The sequence below is a fragment of the Nocardia sp. NPDC004718 genome, assembly GCF_053601535.1.
In genome coordinates, this window is record NZ_JBSGCA010000046.1 from 1 (window position 1) to 17,543 (window position 17,543).

Below are 17,543 nucleotides of genomic sequence, written 5' to 3' on the forward strand. Positions count from 1 at the left end.
CCGCACCATACGGCGAAGCCGTGGACGGTGTCGACGCTGCGTGCTTCCGCACGAGCCAGCGCCCGCACTGTCTCGTGCACCATTGGATTCCAGCGCCTGCGCACCGTGCACCGGGGAGTGACGATCTATGCGAAGTGAGCGCGCGATGGTGGAGTCCGCGACGGCTCCCGGCCGTCTCGTGCCCGGCGTTCGGGTGCACGGGGCGGCTCGTGAGCGGCTCGGCCCCGGCCGGACGAACAACATCCCCTGCCGGGCGCACTCTGTTCGTCCACGGCGGTCCGATGTGGCACTGCGTGCCAGTGCTCCCTCTTCGCCGTTCGCCGGACGATCTCCGGTGCACCGTGGCGCCACCGCGGATCGGTGCGTGAATCGGCCGCATAACCCGGCGTGGCGGCTCGCGATTTCGCCTGCAGCGGCTGAAAGGCGTCGGTCTGCTCGAAGGAGCGCGAGCGGAGAACTGAAATCGCGTGAACGGCGGCTAACGATTCAGTGGGGCCCGGCGATGAAAAGGTGGACGCCCGATGACTCGTGCGTCCGCCGTTTTCCAGGCCTCGCCTCCGCTCGGTCGGTCGTGTGGCGTGAATACGCCACCGGGCGGGTCGACTGGTGCGGCGAGTCGCGTGCGCGCGCTCGAAGCATGGCGGACTTGATATTCCGTGTGATAAACATCACGTCCATTGCTGGATCGAGGTTTGCCGAGCGGCGTGGGACGGACTCGGACCGATGGACGGCTCGGTTGTCGGCCGCCGACTGGCGAGGGCCGGCGCGACGGCGGATGGTGGCCGAGTGATGGTGCGAGAGCGAATGCTCGCGTCGATGCGGCAGGCGTCCGCGGTGGTGCGCAATCATCCGGTGGCCGCGCGGTCGGTGGCGGCGGTCGTCGCGGGCCTGTTGCTGTTCGGCAGCTTTCCGCCCAGGCCGTGGTGGTTCCTCGCCCCTTTGGGCGTGGCGGTGCTCACGCTCACCGTACGCGGCGACGGCCGCCTGCGGGCGGGCTTCGGCTACGGATTTCTGGCCGGGCTGGCGTTTTTCGTCCCGCTGCTGCCGTGGACCGGTATCTACGTCGGACCGCTGCCGTGGCTGGCGCTGTCCACCGCCTGCGCGGTCTACCTCGGCGTCTTCGGTGTGCTCGGGCGGTTGGTCGGCGCGTTGCCCGGCTGGCCGCTGTGGGTGGCACTGGCCTGGGCCGCGGCCGAGTGGGGCAGGTCCAGCTTCCCGTTCGGTGGTTTTCCCTGGGGCCGTTTGGCCTTCGGTCAGGCCGACGGCTGGTTCCTGTCACTGGCGGCGATCGGTGGCGCCCCGCTGGTCGGGTTCGCCGTCGCGCTCACCGGAACCGGGCTGGCCGCGTTGGTCTCGGTGTTGTGGTCGGTGTGTACCACGGATGACGGGCGCGAAACCACGGTTCCCGAGAACGGCGCGCCCGAGTCGACCGCCGTGAGCGGCCCCATCCCGGCGACCCGACTGGGATACGCCGCTGTGGCTTTCGCCGTCTTGATCATGCCGCTCAGCGGTCTGCTGCTCCGGTCGGCACTGCCCGATCCGGACGTGGGCGCCCGAACGGTCACGGTCGCGGCGATCCAAGGCAGCGTGCCCCGCCTCGGGCTGGACTTCAACGAACAGCGGCGGGCCGTGCTGGACAATCACGTCCGGCGCACCGAAGAACTGGCCGACGAGGTGGCGGCGGGCCGCGCGCCGCGCCCGGATGTGGTGATCTGGCCGGAGAACTCCTCCGACATCGACCCTTTGCGCAACGCCGACGCCGCCGCCCTGATCACCGCCGCCTCCGAGCGCATCGGCGCACCCATCCTGGTCGGCGCCGTGCTGATCAACCCGGACCGGACGACGACCAACTCGGTGATGGTGTGGAACGGCGCGGCGGGTCCCGGCGACCGGCACGACAAGAAGATCATCCAGCCTTTCGGCGAATATCTGCCGATGCGGAGTTTCTTCCGGCATTTCTCCGAATACGCCGACCGGGCGGGGTATTTCGTACCGGGAAATGGTGACGGAGTTGTGCACGCGGCGGGTATCGACATCGGCGTGGCGACGTGCTATGAAGTCGCTTTCGATCGCTCGTTCGAGGACGCGATGCGCGCGGGCGCCCAACTGCTCACCGTGCCGACGAACAACGCGACCTTCGGCGACAGCGAGATGACCTATCAGCAGCTGGCCATGTCCCGCGTTCGCGCCGTCGAACACGGCAGAGCGCTGGTCGTCGCGGCCACGTCGGGTGTCAGCGCCATCATCGCCGCCGACGGCAGTGTGCGGCAGGAATCGGCGTTGTTCGCGCCCGCGGCTCTGGTCTCCGAGCTTCCGTTGCGCAACGACACCACTCTCGCAACACGAATCGGCCCCGCGCCGGAGCGAGTTTTCGTTATCCTGACGGCTGCCGCCGCGCTGGCCGCGGCCCTCAGGCGGCGATCTGCTACCCGCGTGGACGAGCGAACCGGTCGTCGAGCCGTCGACGACCGATAGATCTTGTCGAACCAGCTTTTACCGAACAATCGGTTTGTTCTTGCCCCTACCGCCCCGAAAACGAAGGTGCGTAGTCAAGTTGCGCGCCGTTCGCCAGACAACTGAAGCGATCTGCGGAGTAGCATCGAACAGTCTGGTCAGGGCCCGTTTTGCTTCGGTTCGACCTAGTTGAGTCGCAATGTTTGCGGAAATGTAACCAACCAAAGTGGCCTTCTGCCAAGGACGTTGGATGTGAAACAAATCCAAAACGTCGGCAATCCGGCTGATGCGACGCTCCGAATCATAGGGCGTGGATTACGTCCTACGGCTGGCGCGCGTGCGCTTGCTGGGACGGTGCTCGGGGAGTTGCGTCAACAGCGGCAGAACGGAGTGATTGATGAGTTCATTGGCCACGGATCGCGTCGACCAATGTTCATCCGGCGAATTCTCGGCCCAACCGTTTGCTCTGTCACCCGCGCAGACAGCTCTCTGGTACGCGCAGCGGATTCGCCCCGACGTACCGCTCACGATCTCTCAGTACGTCGAGATCCACGGCGACTTGGACGAGGGGCGGCTGCTGTACGCGATCGAGCGTTTCGGCGCCGAGACCCAGGTGGGTCAAGTCCGCCTGGTGGAAATAGATGGCACTCCGTATCAGATCGTCGACCCGGTGACACGGCCCGGCTGGCGCCGTATCGATCTGCGCGGCGAAGCCGACCCGCGCGCCGCGGCGCTGCGCTGGATGCACGAACACACGAGCTCGCCGATCGATCTGGAACGCGATCCGCTGACCTCCAACGCGGTTCTGCGGATCGGGGAGTCCCATTACATCTGGTACTCGTTTGCTCACCACATCGTCATCGACGGCTACGGTGCGATGAACGCGCTCACCCGTACCGCGGAGATCTACACCGCGCTGGAGAACCGGACCGAGCCGGTCGCGTCGCGGGCGACGCCGCTGGCCGAGATCTACGCCGACGAGGCGCGCTACCACGATTCCAGCCGTTTCCAGAGTGACCGCGAGTACTGGGCCGGGCAGCTGTCGGGCGTGGGCGAGCCGGTGAGCCTCGGCGGAGCCCGGCTCGGCGCCGCCACCCACGACGCGGGCCGCAGGCTGGCCACCGCCGTGCTCGACGACGAGCAGCATGCCGCGATCGCCGCGGCGACCAGCGCGTGGAACACGACCGACTCGGCGATGTTCGTCGCGGCGTTGGCCACCTACGTGCGTTCGGTGACGGGCAACGCGGACGTGGTGCTGAGCCTGCCGGTCTCGGCGCGCACCACGGTGTCGCTGCGCCGCTCGGCGGGCGTGATCTCCAACGTCGTGCCGATCCGGCTGCGTTTCGACGAGGCGACCACGATCGGCGACCTGGTGAAGGCGGCCGAGCTACAGATCACCGGCGCCTTGCGGCATCAGCGCTACCGGCACGACGACATCCGGCGCGACAGCGGCTACTCCCGCGACGCGCGCGGATTCTTCGGTCCGATGGTCAATCTGATGCTGTTCCACGACGAGCTGCGTTTCGGCAGTCTGGTCGGCTCCATGCACGTGCTGGCCACCGGCCCGGTGGAAGACCTCTCGGTCAACGTCTACAACGGCGCCGGTGGCCGCCTGCACATCGACTTCGAAGCCAATCCCCGCCTCTACGGCGAGGCCGAAGTCGGCGTGCACCACGCGCGCTATCTGGACTTCCTCGGCCGCTTCCTGGCCGCCGATCCCACGGTGCCTGCCGAGTCGCTCGGCGCGATCACCCACGCCGAGCGCGAACAGGTGCTGCACGAGTGGAACGCCACCGCCGCGCCCCGGCAGGAGGGCACCCTCGCGAGCCTCTTCGCCGAGCGCGTCGGGTCCGATCCGGACGCCACCGCACTCGAGTTCGGCGACGAGTCGCTGACCTACGCCGAACTCGACTGCCGCGCCAACCGCCTGGCCAGGCTCCTGATCGCGCGCGGCGCCGGGCCCGATACGACGGTCGCCCTGTGTCTGCGCCGCAGCCTCGACCTGGTGGTCGGCATGTACGCGATCGTGAAAGCCGGAGCGGCGTACCTGCCGCTGGACACCGAGCACCCGGCCGAGCGGATCGCGCAGATCGTGCGTCAGGCCGAGCCGTTGTGCGTGCTCACGGCCAGCCGGGACGATGTGGAGTTGCCCGCGACGGTCACCCGGCTGGACATCGACACCGCGCGGCTCTCCGGATTCGACGACGCGCCGGTCACCGACGCCGACCGCACGGCCGCGCTGCGCCCCGGCCACCTCGCCTACGTCATCTTCACCTCCGGATCGACCGGAAAGCCCAAAGGCGTCGGCGTGACCCATGCCGCCATCGTCAACCGGCTGCGCTGGATGCAGCACGAGTATCCGCTCGGCCGCGAGGACGCGGTGCTGCAGAAGACCCCGGCCACCTTCGACGTCTCGGTGTGGGAATTCTTCTGGCCCTTGCAGGTCGGCGCGCGCTTGGTGATCGCCGCCCCCGACGGGCACCGCGACCCGGCGTACCTCGCCCGGGTCATCGCCGAAAAACAGATCACCACAGCGCATTTCGTGCCGTCCATGCTATCGGTGTTCGTCACCGAGGCGGATCTACGCGGCTGCGCCTGCCTGCACCGGGTGTTCTGCAGTGGTGAGGCGCTGCCCGCCGCCGCCGTGCGGGAGTTCTACGCGGCGCTGCCCGCCGCCGAACTGCACAACCTGTACGGTCCGACCGAGGCCGCCGTGGACGTCACCTACTGGGCGTGCCCACCCGATGCCGCCGCCGTGCCGATCGGCTCGCCGGTGTGGAACACCCAGACCTACGTGCTGGACGACCGCTTGCAGCCCGTTCCGCCCGGCGTGGTCGGCGAACTGTATCTCGCCGGAGTCCAGCTGGCCCGCGGCTACCTGAGACAGCCGCGGCTGACCGCCGACCGATTCGTCGCCGACCCCTTCACGCCCGGCGCGCGGATGTACCGCACCGGCGACCTGGCACGCTGGCAGATCGGCCGCTCCGGCGCCGAGGCGGGGGTGCTGGAATATCTGGGCCGCAGCGACTTCCAGGTCAAGATCCGTGGCCTGCGCATCGAACTCGGTGAGATCGAGGCCGCACTGCTCGAGGACTCGAAGGTGGCTCGCGCGGTATGCGTGGCGCACACCGGACGCGCCGGCGACGAGCTGGTCGCCTACGTGGTCGCGGCGAAGCAGGACGACGACGATGCCCCGCTGGACACGGCCGCGCTGTTGACCGCACTGCGGCGCACGCTGCCCAGCTACATGGTGCCCTCCGCGCTGATGGAACTCGACGAGCTGCCGCTGAGCGCCAACGGCAAGATCGATCGCAAGGCGCTGCCCGTCCCCACGCCGGGCACGCGGTCGATCCGGCCGATCACCGAACCCCGCACCGAGGTCGAGCGGGTGCTCGCGGGCATCTTCACCGAGGTGCTCGACACCGAGGTCGGCATCGAGCACAATTTCTTCGATCTCGGCGGCAACTCGCTCATCGCCGCGCGGGCGGTATCCAGGATCAACGCCGCCCTCGGCACCGCGCTGACCATCCGTGACCTGTTCGAGTCCGCGACGATCGAGGCGCTCACCCGGCGATTCGCCATGCAGACCACCGACGTCGCCTCGCCGCGGCTGACGCCCGCCGAACGACCGGAGCGGATCCCGCTGTCGCAGGCGCAGCAGCGGCTGTGGATCCTGAACCGGTTCTCCGAACACGCCGCCGCGTACAACATGCCGCTCGCGGTGGAGGTGGAAGGCCCACTGGACGTGGCCGCGTTGCGTGCTGGCCTGGTCGACGTCATCGAACGGCACGAGAGCCTGCGCACCACCTTCCCGGAGTCGCCGGAGGGGCCCTACCAGCTGATCCACTCGGCCGAGGCGATCCCGCTGACGCTCGACCCGATCGATGTCACAGCGGCCGACGTGGCGGACCTGGCGACCGAATATGCCGGCTACGGCTTCGACCTGCGCAGCCAAGCTCCGATCCGGGTGGCGCTCTACCGCACCGGCCCGCAGCGCCACGTCTTCCTCGTCGTGCTGCATCACATCTGCGGTGACGGTTGGTCCATCGCACCGCTGGCCAAGGACCTGATGACGGCGGTGGCCGCGCGCGCGAACGGCGTGGAACCGGAGTGGACGCAGTTGCCGGTGCAGTACGCCGACTTCGCCCTCTGGCAGCGCGAACTGCTCGGCGACGAGTCCGATCCGGCCAGCGCGCTCAGCCGTCAGCTCACCCACTGGCGCGCGGCGCTGGCCGGGCTCCCCGAGCAACTCGATCTGCCGCTGGACCGCCCGCGCCCACTGCGCAGGTCGACTGTGGGCGGCCGGGTCGAGTTCACCATTCCGGCCGAGATCCGCCGCGCGGCGGTCGAACTCGCGGCCGGCCGGGGCGTGAGCATGTTCATGGTGCTGCACGCGGCGCTGGCGACCCTGCTGTCGCGGCTGTGTGCGAGCGGTGACATCGCGATCGGCACCCCGATCGCGGGTCGTTCCGATCCGGCGCTCGACGACCTGGTCGGCATGTTCGTCAACACCCTCGTCCTGCGCACCGCGGTCGACCCGGGGGCCGGGTTCGACCGGATGCTCGACGTGGTGCGCGAGACCGACCTCAACGCCTTCGCCAACGCCGACGTACCGTTCGAGCGGCTGGTCGAGGTGGTCAACCCGGAGCGTTCTCCGTCGCGGCATCCGTTGTTCCAGGTGATGCTGTCCTACGACCACGCGCCGGATCTGCGGATCGAGCTGCCCGGGGTCCGCGCCGCGGTGCTGCCGATCGCCTCGGACGTCGCGAAGTTCGACTTGCAGTTGGTCGTTCACGACGACTCCGGCGACGGACCGCTGTCGGCCGAATTCGGCTATACGACCGACGTTTTCGACCACTCCACGGTGCAGTCGTTCGCCCGCAGGTTCATCGCCGTGCTGGCGGGCGGCGTGGCCGCTCCCGAGCTGCCGGTCGGCGACCTGCCGATCCTCGACCGCAGGGAGTCCGAGAATCTGGTGCCCATCGGGGGCGCGCCCGCCGAGCCGTCGATCACTCTGGCCACCTTGCTGTCCGGCACCGCGCGCAGGCTGCCGGACGCGGTGGCGGTTCGCTATCTCGGCGCCGACACCAGCTACCGCGAACTCGACGAGCGATCGAACACGCTGGCGCGCGTGCTCATCGAGCACGGGGCCGGTCCCGAGACCGTCGTCGCGATCGCGCTGCCGCGCGGGCTCGACGCGATCACCGCGGTGTGGTCCGTCGCCAAAACCGGTGCGGCCTATGTGCCGATCGATCCGAGCTACCCCGGCGAGCGGATCGCGCACATGATCGGTGACTCCGGGGCGACGCTCGGCATCACCGACCCCGAATGCCTCGCCGCCATGCCCGCCCTGCCCGCGACGCGGGGCAGGCACCGCAAGACCCAGGTCGACTGGCTCATCCTCGGCTCGGGTGAACTGAACGCCGAGTTGGCTGGTCACTCGGCGGATCCGGTCACCGACGACGAGCGGCAACACCCGATGCGGGTGAGCCATCCGGCCTATCTCATCTACACCTCCGGGTCCACCGGCACGCCGAAGGCGGTCGTCGTGACCCACGCCGGTATCGCCTCCCTGGCCGGCGAGCAGAACTACCTGTTCGGCGTCTCGGACGCGGCGCGCACGCTGCACTTCTCCTCGCCCAGCTTCGACGCCTCGGTGCTGGAGCTGCTGCTCGGCTTCGCCGCGGGCGCCACGATGGTGATCGCCCCGCCGGGCATGTACGGCGGCGCCGAGCTGGCCGCGCTGCTGCGCGAGGAGCGGGTCACCCACGCCTTCGTCACACCGGCGGCGCTGGCCACCGTGCCGAGCGAGGGGCTCGACGACCTGGAGACGGTCATCGTCGGCGGTGACGCCTGCTCGGAGGAACTCGTCGAGACCTGGACCGCCGAACATCGCATGCACAACATGTACGGTCCGTCGGAGGCCACCGTCGCGGCGACCGCGAGCGGGCCCATGCGGCCGGGTCGGCCGGTGCCGCTCGGTGCGCCGGTGCGTGGCATGCGTCTGTTCGTGCTGGACAGTCGCCTGCATCCGGTGCCGCCGGGCACGCCGGGCGAGCTGTACGTGTCGGGTCCCGGCGTCGCCCGCGGCTACCACGGCCGTTTCGGCCTGACCGCGCAGCGGTTCGTGCCCAACCCGCACGGCAGGCGGGGGGAGCGGATGTACCGCACCGGCGACTTGGTCGTCATGGAGCGGTCCGGACAGCTGCGGTTCCTCGGGCGCGCCGACGATCAGGTCAAGATCCGCGGCTTCCGTATCGAACTGCGCGAGATCGACAACGTGCTGCGCCTGCATCCCGGCATCCGGTTCGCGCTCACCGTGGTGCACACCGACGAGCAGGGCCAGGTCCGGCTGGCGTCGTATGTGACGGCCGATCGGCCGGTCGAGGCGCGGGCCGTGCTGGAGACCGCGCGGCAGCGGCTGCCCGGCTACATGGTGCCCGCGTCGGTGGCGGTGCTGGACGAGATCCCGGTGACGCCCGCGGGCAAGCTGAACCGAAAGGCGTTGCCGCAGCCCGTGTTCGAGGCCGCGGCGACGTCCCGTCCGCCGAGCTCCGCACTGGAGCTGGGCGTGGCGGGCGTGTTCGGCGGGGTGCTCGGACGCCCGGTGACCGGAGCCGAGGACAGCTTCTTCGATCTGGGCGGCAACTCGCTGCTGGCCACCCGGCTCGCCGCCGCGCTGCACGCGGAGTTCGGTGTGGAGCTGCCGGTGCGGTCGATCTTCGAGGCGCCGACGGTCGCGGGAGTCGCCGAGCAACTGGACCGAGCGCCCCGGACGCAGCGGCAGGCGCTGGCGGTGCAGACGCCGCGTCCGGGACGCATTCCATTGTCGCTGCCGCAGCAGCGTTTGTGGTTCATCAACCGATTCGCGCCCGAATCGAGTGCGTACAATATCGCTTTCGTGATCCGCGTGGCCGGCGATCTGGACGTGCCCGCGCTACGCGAAGCGATCACCGACGTGGTGGGGCGGCACGAAGTACTGCGCACCGTCTTCCCCGAGGACGCCGACGGCGCGCAGCAGGTGGTGCTGCCGGTCGAGCGGGCGGTGCCCGAGGTGGTGGTCACCGACATCGATGACTCCGGCGCGAAGGCCGCGCTGGAAGCCCTGGCGCACAGCGGCTTCGATCTCACCAGGCAGCCGCCGCTGCGTCTGTCGCTGTTGCGCACCTCCCCGGAGCGCTACCTGCTCGGCGTCGTGCTGCACCATATCGCCGCCGACGGCTGGTCGCTCGGTCCGCTGACCAAGGACTTGGCCGCCGCCTACGCGGCGCGGCACGAGGGTGCGACGCCGTCGTGGACGCCGCTTCCGGTGCAGTACGCCGACTTCGGGCTCTGGCAGCGTGCCTGCCTCGGCTCGGAAGGCGATCCGGACAGCGTCGCGGCGACCCAACTGGAGTACTGGCGCACCGCGCTGGCCGACATTCCCGACCAGTTGCCGCTGCCCTATGACCGGCCGCGGCCCGAGGAGCCGACGCAGCAGGCCGGAACGGTGCGTTTCACGGTGCCGGAGCAGGTGCGGCGCGGGCTCGCCGCGCTGGCTCGCGATCGAGGCGTCAGCAAGTTCATGGTGCTGCGTTCGGCGTTCGCGGTGCTGTTGCGCTGTGTCACCGGCGGTCGCGACATCGTGATCGGCACCCCGGTGGCGGGGCGTACCGACACCAAACTCGACGAACTGGTCGGCATGTTCGTGAACACGTTGGTGCTGCGCTCCGACGTCGATCCGGACCGCAGCTTCACCGACCTGCTGCGCGCCGACCGGGATACCGAGCTGGCCGCGCTGGCGCACGCCGACATCCCGTTCGAGCGCATCGTGGACGAACTCGGCGCCGAGGCCCGCGCCACGGGCCGTCATCCGCTGTTCCAGGTGGCGCTGAGCGTGCAGGACGGTCTGGTGCCCGCCCTGGAACTGCCCGGCCTCGTGTTGCGCGCGGAGCCGTTGGACATCGCGCTGGCGAAGTTCGACCTGGAGTTGCGGGTCGCGAACGACACCGGCGCACCGGGATCCGCCGCGGACGAGACCGACAGCGTCTACGAGTTCATCTACGCCGCGGAACTTTTCGACGCGACGACGATCGAGACGTTGGCGGACCGATTCCTGCGCGTGCTCACCGCCGTCACCGCCGACCCGCGCGCGCCGATCCGCGACGTCGACGCGCGTACCGATCACGAGCGCCGCACACTCGCCCCGGCGCGGGGCGGGCAGGCGGCCGAGCCGTGCACGCTGGCCGCGTACTTCACCGCCACCGCGCAGCGGTTCCCGCACAACACGGCGCTCTGCGCGGGGACGACCTCACTGACCTATGCCGAACTCGACCGGCGATCCAACCGCTTGGCGCGGGCACTCATCGCGCGCGGACTCGGCCCGGGAACTCGGGTGGCGCTCGGGCTGATCCGCTCGATCGATTCGGTGGTGGCGCTGCTGGCGGCGACGAAGGCAGGCGCGACCTTCGTCCCGGTCGACCCCAAGTACCCCGCCGAGCGTATCCGGCACATGCTCACCGACTCCGGTTGCGCGACCGGCGTCACGATCACCGCGCACGCGGAGCAGCTGCGCGCGGCCGCCCCGGCCGGGCGGGACATCGAGTGGTTGCTACTGGATCGTCCCGAATTCGCCGCCGAACTCGAGGGCCACGACGACGCGCCGATCCACGACCACGAACGCTCGCGCGCCAACCAGGTGGCGGACCTGGCCTACCTGGTCTACACCTCCGGATCGACCGGAACGCCCAAGGGCGTCGCGGTGACCCACGGCGGTCTGTCCAACCTGGCCGACGAGATCCGCGACCGCATCGGCGTCGACGAGCATTCCCGCACACTGCACTTCGCGACGCCGAGTTTCGACGCGGCGATCCTGGATCTGCTCATCGCCCTGGGCGCGGGCGCGGCGATGGTGATCTGCCCGCCCGACATCTACGGCGGCGACGAGCTGGCCGCGTTGCTGGAACGCGAGCGCGTCTCCCACGGCTTCATGACCCCGGCCGCGCTCGCCACCATCGACCACGAACGCTGGCCGCTGCCACACCTGCGTGCGCTCATGGTCGGCGGCGAGGCGGTTGCGCCGGATCTGGTGGCGCGCTGGGCGCCGGGACGTGTGCTGTGCGATGTGTACGGGCCGACCGAGACCACCGTGGTCATCACGATCTCCCGCCCGATCCGCGTCGGCGATCCGATCACGATCGGCAGCCTGGTGCGCGGAGCCAGGGCGTTGGTGCTCGATGAGCGACTGCGCCCGGTGCCGGTCGGTGTTCCCGGCGAGTTGTACCTCGCGGGGAACGGCCTCGCGCGCGGGTACTTCGACCGGTTCGGGCTCACCGCAGCGCGTTTCGTGGCCGATCCGTGCGGGCCCGCGGGCGCCAGGATGTACCGGACCGGTGACGTGGTGCGCTGGAACGCCGCCGGCGAGCTGGTCTACCTCGGGCGCAGCGACCACCAGGTGAAGCTGCGCGGTTTCCGGGTCGAACTCGGCGAGATCACCGCCACGCTCGGCGAACACCCCTCGGTGCGGTTCGCGCACACCGAGGTGCGCCGCATCGCCGGCGCCGACCGGATCGTCGCGTTCGTACAGCCCGCCGACCGGGCGGCCGGGGTGGACACCGAGGAGGTGCGCGCCTTCGTCGCGGGCAGGCTGCCCACGCACATGGTGCCCTCCGGGCTCACCGTGCTGGACGCCATCCCGCTGACTCCGGTCGGCAAGCTGGACGTCAGCGCACTGCCCGAACCGCAGTTGCTCGGGGATTCGTCCGGCCGTGCGCCGCGGACCGACGCGGAGCGCTTGGTGGCCGCGGTGATGGGTGAGTTGATCGGGGCCGACGGCGTGCGCGCCGAGGACAGCTTCTTCGACATCGGCGGCAACTCCTTGCTGGCGACCCAGCTCGTCGCGCGGCTGGCCGCGGCGACGAACGTACGGCTCGCCGTACGCACCGTGTTCGCCACGCCGACGGTCGCCGGGCTCGCCGAGCTGCTGGAGGCGGGCGCGGCGTCCGATGCCGACCGCCCGGCGCTGGTGCGCCGGGAGCGCCCCGAGCGCATCCCGCTGTCGGCCGCTCAGCGGCGGCTGTGGTTCCTCAACCGGTTCAACGCCGGGTCGGGCGCCGGGCAGTCGTCGGGCGCCTACAACGTCCCGCTCGTGCTTCGCATGACCGGTGCCCTCGATGTCGCCGCGCTGGTCTCCGCACTGCACGCGGTGCAAGCCAGGCACGAAACCCTGCGCACGGTGTTCCCGGAGACCGACGGCGAACCCGCGCAGGTCGTACTCGACCCGGCCGAGGCAGCCATCTCGCTGTCGCGGATGACGGTGCGCCCGGACGAGGTCGAGGCCGCCGCGCGTCGTTTCGCCGCACCGGGATTCGATCTGGCCACCACCGTTCCGATCCGCGCCGCGTTGATCTCGGTGCAGACCGGCGAGCCCGCGGAGCACGTGCTCGTCGTCGTGGTGCATCACATCGCGATGGACGGCTGGTCGCTCGAGCCGATGGCCGCCGACGTCGCCGTCGCCTACCGCGCCGCCTGCGCCGGCGGCGCGGCGCAGTGGGCGGAGCCCGAGGTCCAATACGCCGACTACACCCTGTGGCAGCAGGAGGTGCTCGGCAGCGAGGACGACCCGGACTCGGCGGTGACCAGGCAGCTGGAGTACTGGCGGCACACACTGGACGGCATCCCGGAGTTGCTGACCGTGCCCGCCGACCGGCCGCGTCCGCCGGCCCCGTCCTACCGGGGCGGCACCGTGGAGTGCGCGGTGGACCCGGTCACGCACCGCGAGTTGCAGATGATCGCGGGCAGCAACAACGTCAGCCTCTTCATGGTCCTGCACGCCGCGCTCGCGGTGCTGCTGCACCGGATGACCGCTACCGACGACATCACCGTCGGCACCCCGATCGCGGGTCGCGGCCATCCCGCGCTGGACCGGCTGGTCGGCATGTTCGTCAACACGCTGGTGCTGCGCACGCGGATCGACCCGGGCGCCCGGTTCACCGACCTGCTGCACGCCGTGCGCGAAACCGACCTGGACGCCTTCGCCCACGCGGACCTGCCGTTCGAACGTCTGGTGGAGGTGCTCAACCCGGCCAGGTCCCAGGCGCACCATCCGATGTTCCAGGTGATGCTCTCGGTCCGCAACGAGCCGGTCGGCGGCTTGGACCTGCCGGGGCTGCGCATCGAGACGGCCGACATCGACACCGGGGTAGCAAAGTTCGATCTCCAATTCACCCTGACCGAAACGCAGACCCCGCAACGTGATCCGGCCGGCATCACGGTGGCGGTGAACTACGCGAGTGACCTGTTCGACGAGCCGACCGCGCAGCGGCTCGGCAAGCGCCTGGCCCGCTTGCTGGCCGCGATCGCCGCGAACCCGACCACCGCGGTGGGCGATCTGGAGGTGCTCGATCCCGCCGAGTGGTCGGGGCTGGCTCCGGTGCGCGGGGCCAAACCGGACCGGCCGATCACCTTCCCCGAAGTGTTCGAGCTGGCGGCGAGCGTCGACCGGGCCGGCATCGCCCTGGTGGCCGACGGCACCGAGGTGACCTACGACGCCCTGGATCGCTGGACCAACCGGCTGGCGCGCGTACTCATCACCCGTGGCGTCGGCCCGGAAACGCTGGTCGCACTCGGCATCCCACGGTCGATCGAGTCGGTGGCGACGGTGCTCGCGGTGGCCAAGGCCGGAGCGGCGTTCGTGCCGGTCGACCCGCTGTACCCGCGGCAGCGCATCGCGCACATGCTGTCGGATTCCGGTGCGTCACTGGGCATCACGCTGGCGGGCTACCGCGGCGAGCTGCCCGAGGGCGCGGAGTGGATCGTGCTCGACGACCCGGCGTTCCGCCGCCTGGTGCTCGCCGCGCCGGACGTGCCGATCGCCGACGCGGAGCGTCTCGCCCCGCTGCGAATCGACAATCCCGCGTACGTGATCTACACCTCCGGCTCTACCGGTACGCCGAAGGGCGTGATGGTCACCCACGGTGGATTGTCGAATTTCGCCGCCGAGACCGCCCACCGGTTCGACGTCCAGCCGGGGTGCCGGGTGCTGCATTTCGCCACGCCGAGCTTCGACGCCGCGATGCTCGATCTGCTGCTGTCCCTCGGCGGCGCGGCGACCCTGGTGATCACGCCCAGCGGCGTGGTCGGCGGCGACGAACTGCGGCAGGTCTTCGCCACGGAGGGAATCACCCACGCGTTCATCACCACCTCGGCGCTCGGCACGGTCGACCCGCACGGTCTCGCGGAGTTGCAGCACGTGCTGGTCGGCGGTGAGGCACTGCCGCCGGACCTGGTAACCCGGTGGGCGCCGGGCCGCAGTCTGTACAACGTCTACGGCCCGACCGAGACCACCATCGTCACGGTGATGTCGCAGCCGATGACGCCCGGCGAGCCGATCACCATCGGCGGACCCATCCGTGGTGTCAACGCGGCGGTCTTGGACGCGCGGCTGCATCCGGCTCCGCTGGGGGTGACCGGCGAGCTGCACCTGTCCGGTGACGCGCTGGCCCGCGGTTACCTGAACCGTCCTGGTCTGACCGCGCAGCGGTTCGTCGCCAACCCGTTCGGCAAACCGGGGGAGCGGATGTACCGCACCGGCGACTTGGTGCGCTGGTGGGCCGGGTCACGCGAGCACGGGTCGACGGCGGACGCCGCGCCGGAGATCCAGTACGTCGGCCGTACCGACCATCAGGTCAAGATCCGCGGCTTTCGTATCGAACTCGGCGAGATCGACGCCGCGCTCGCACGCCACGGCGGGGTGGCGTTCTCCACCACCATCGGGCATCGCACCCCGGCAGGCGCGACAGCGCTGGTGTCGTACGTGAAGGCGCGCGAAGGAGTGTCGCTCACGGCGGCCGAGCTGACCGGGCATGTGGCCGGACTGGTGCCGAATTACATGGTGCCGCAATCGATCATGCTGCTCGACGAGGTTCCGCTGAGCCCCGTGGGCAAGCTGGATCGGGCGAAGCTGCCGGAGCCGGTGTTCAACGCGGGTGAGGGCTATCGGGCCCCGTCCACCCCGACGGAGGAAGCGCTGTGCGCGGCCTTCGCCGAGGTGCTCGGTGTGGAGTCGGTGGGCGCGGACGACGGTTTCTTCGAACTCGGCGGCAACTCGCTGCTGGCTACGAAAGTCGTCGCGCACGTGCGGGAGACGGGCATCGACCTGCCGGTGCAGTTGATGTTCGGCGACGCGACGCCCGCCGCCATCGCGGCGCGGCTGGACGACGCGGGCGCGACCTCGGGCGCCGCGGTGGCGGCGATGCTGGCGCCGGTCCTGCCGATCCGGCCGGGCACCGTGGCCGGCCGGGCGCCGCTGTTCTGTGTGCATCCGGCGATCGGTCTGGCTTGGTGTTACTCGGGATTGCTCGCGCACCTGCCGGGGGACCGGCCGGTGTACGGGTTGCAGGCGCCCCACGCCGCCGGGCGGGACGGTTACGCGTCGATCGACGAGGCCGCGAGCCACTACGTGGCCGCGATCAAGGAGATCCAGCCCGAGGGGCCCTACCACTTGCTCGGCTGGTCGCTCGGCGGATTGATCGCACAGGAGATGGCCGTGCAGTTGCAAGAGGCGGGCGACGAAGTCGCGCTGCTGTCGATGATGGACAGCTACCGCCTGTCCGACGAACTGCTCGACCAGGCGACGCCGAGCGTCGCCGAGATCGTCGGGGAGTTCGGCAGCGACGAACTCGGCGCGGAGATCGATCCCGGCATGAGTCTGCGAGAGGCGGCCGAACTGCTGCGCGCCCGGTCCGGACCGTTCGCGGCGCTGACCGTCGAGCATCTGGAGCGGCTCTACGCGGGCTACGCCAACGGCACCGTGCTCGCGCACAGCTTCCGGCCCCGCCCGTTCGACGGCGACCTGCTGTTCTTCAGTGCGGGCGACGACCCGATCAACCGGGCCGATCCCGACCGGCGCGCCGACGCCTGGGAGCCGTACGTCACCGGCGCCGTCCACGACCACGAGCTGCGCTGCGCGCACTCCGCGATGACCACCCCGGAGGCACTGGCGGTGATCGGGCCGGTGCTGCGGAGGTGGCTGGAGACGAAGGAGACGCACAGGTGAGTTTCGCGGTGGAAGTGACCGGCCTGGTGAAGAACTACGGCCGGGTCCGGGTGCTGGACGAGATCGACCTACGAATCCCCACGGGCACCGTGATGGGCCTGCTCGGCCCCAACGGCGCGGGCAAGACGACGACCGTGCGGATCGTCACCACGCTGCTGAAGCCGTCCGCCGGGTCGGTGCGCGTGGCGGGCGTCGACGTACTGCGCGATCCCGCGGCGGCGCGCAAACGTATCGGCCTGTCCGGCCAGTACGCCGCCGTCGACGCCAACCTGTCCGGTTACGAGAACCTGCGCATGGTGGCCAGGCTGTACGGAATGTCGCCGCGGCAGGCGACCGCCAGGGCCACCGAACTGCTCGGCGCTCTCGGGCTCGACTACGCCGCGCACCGCAGAGCGGGAACCTACTCCGGCGGCATGGCTCGGCGGCTGGACCTCGCGGGCGCGCTGGTCGCCCGCCCCGCCGTGGTGGTGCTGGACGAGCCGACCACCGGCCTGGACCCGCGCGGCAGACTGGACATGTGGCGGGTGATCGGCGACCTGGTCGACGACGGGACCACGGTGCTGCTCACGACGCAGTATCTGGAAGAGGCCGACCTGCTGGCCGACCGCATCACCGTCATCGATCACGGGCAGGTCATCGCGCGCGGCTCGGCCGACGAACTGAAGACCTCGATCGGCGGTGACCGGCTCACCGTCACCTTGGCCGCCGGACAGGCCGCCGCGCCCGCACTGGCCGTGCTGGCGCAGGTCGGCGTCGGCGAGCCCGGCCACGAGGCGGGCACCGACGAGGTATGGGTGGTGGTCGGTGACGGTTCGCGCACGATGGTGGAGGCGCTGCGCAGGCTCGACGACGCGGGCGTCTGCGTGGTCGACGCGAACGTGCATCGGCCGAGTCTCGATGACGTATTCCTTTCCCTCACCGGCAAACCGAGCGGAGCGACCGTCACGGAACCGGAGACCGACGACGTACAAGAGGAGATCATGTCGTGAGCACGGCAATCGTTGGGGAGGCCGCCCCGAAGGCGGAACAGGAGCCGAAAAAGGCCGCGACGCAA

Annotated in this window: 3 protein-coding genes; all 3 read left to right on the plus strand. The window is 70.2% G+C overall.

The window, feature by feature from the left end; all coding sequences use genetic code 11:
- Positions 1-816 precede the first annotated feature (816 nt).
- Positions 817-2,475, plus strand: a complete 1,659-nt coding sequence (gene lnt / locus ACWEH3_RS27920; RefSeq protein ID WP_450021898.1) for an apolipoprotein N-acyltransferase — start codon at positions 817-819, stop codon at positions 2,473-2,475.
- A gap of 376 nt (positions 2,476-2,851) precedes the next feature.
- Positions 2,852-16,489 (plus strand): amino acid adenylation domain-containing protein, encoded by a 13,638-nt coding sequence (locus tag ACWEH3_RS27925; protein ID WP_450021894.1) that lies wholly within the window; start codon positions 2,852-2,854, stop codon positions 16,487-16,489.
- A complete protein-coding gene (locus ACWEH3_RS27930; protein ID WP_450021892.1) occupies positions 16,486-17,478 on the plus strand; it encodes an ATP-binding cassette domain-containing protein in 993 nt (330 codons plus the stop codon). The genes ACWEH3_RS27925 and ACWEH3_RS27930 overlap by 4 nt, the downstream gene beginning before the upstream one ends.
- Positions 17,479-17,543: the final 65 nt, after the last annotated feature.

Excerpts from the sequence above, each read along its gene's own strand:
- lnt (WP_450021898.1), top strand. The coding sequence starts at position 817 with ATGCGGCAGGCGTCCGCGGTGGTGCGCAATCATCCGGTGGCCGCGCGG.
- ACWEH3_RS27925 (WP_450021894.1), top strand. The coding sequence starts at position 2,852 with ATGAGTTCATTGGCCACGGATCGCGTCGACCAATGTTCATCCGGCGAA.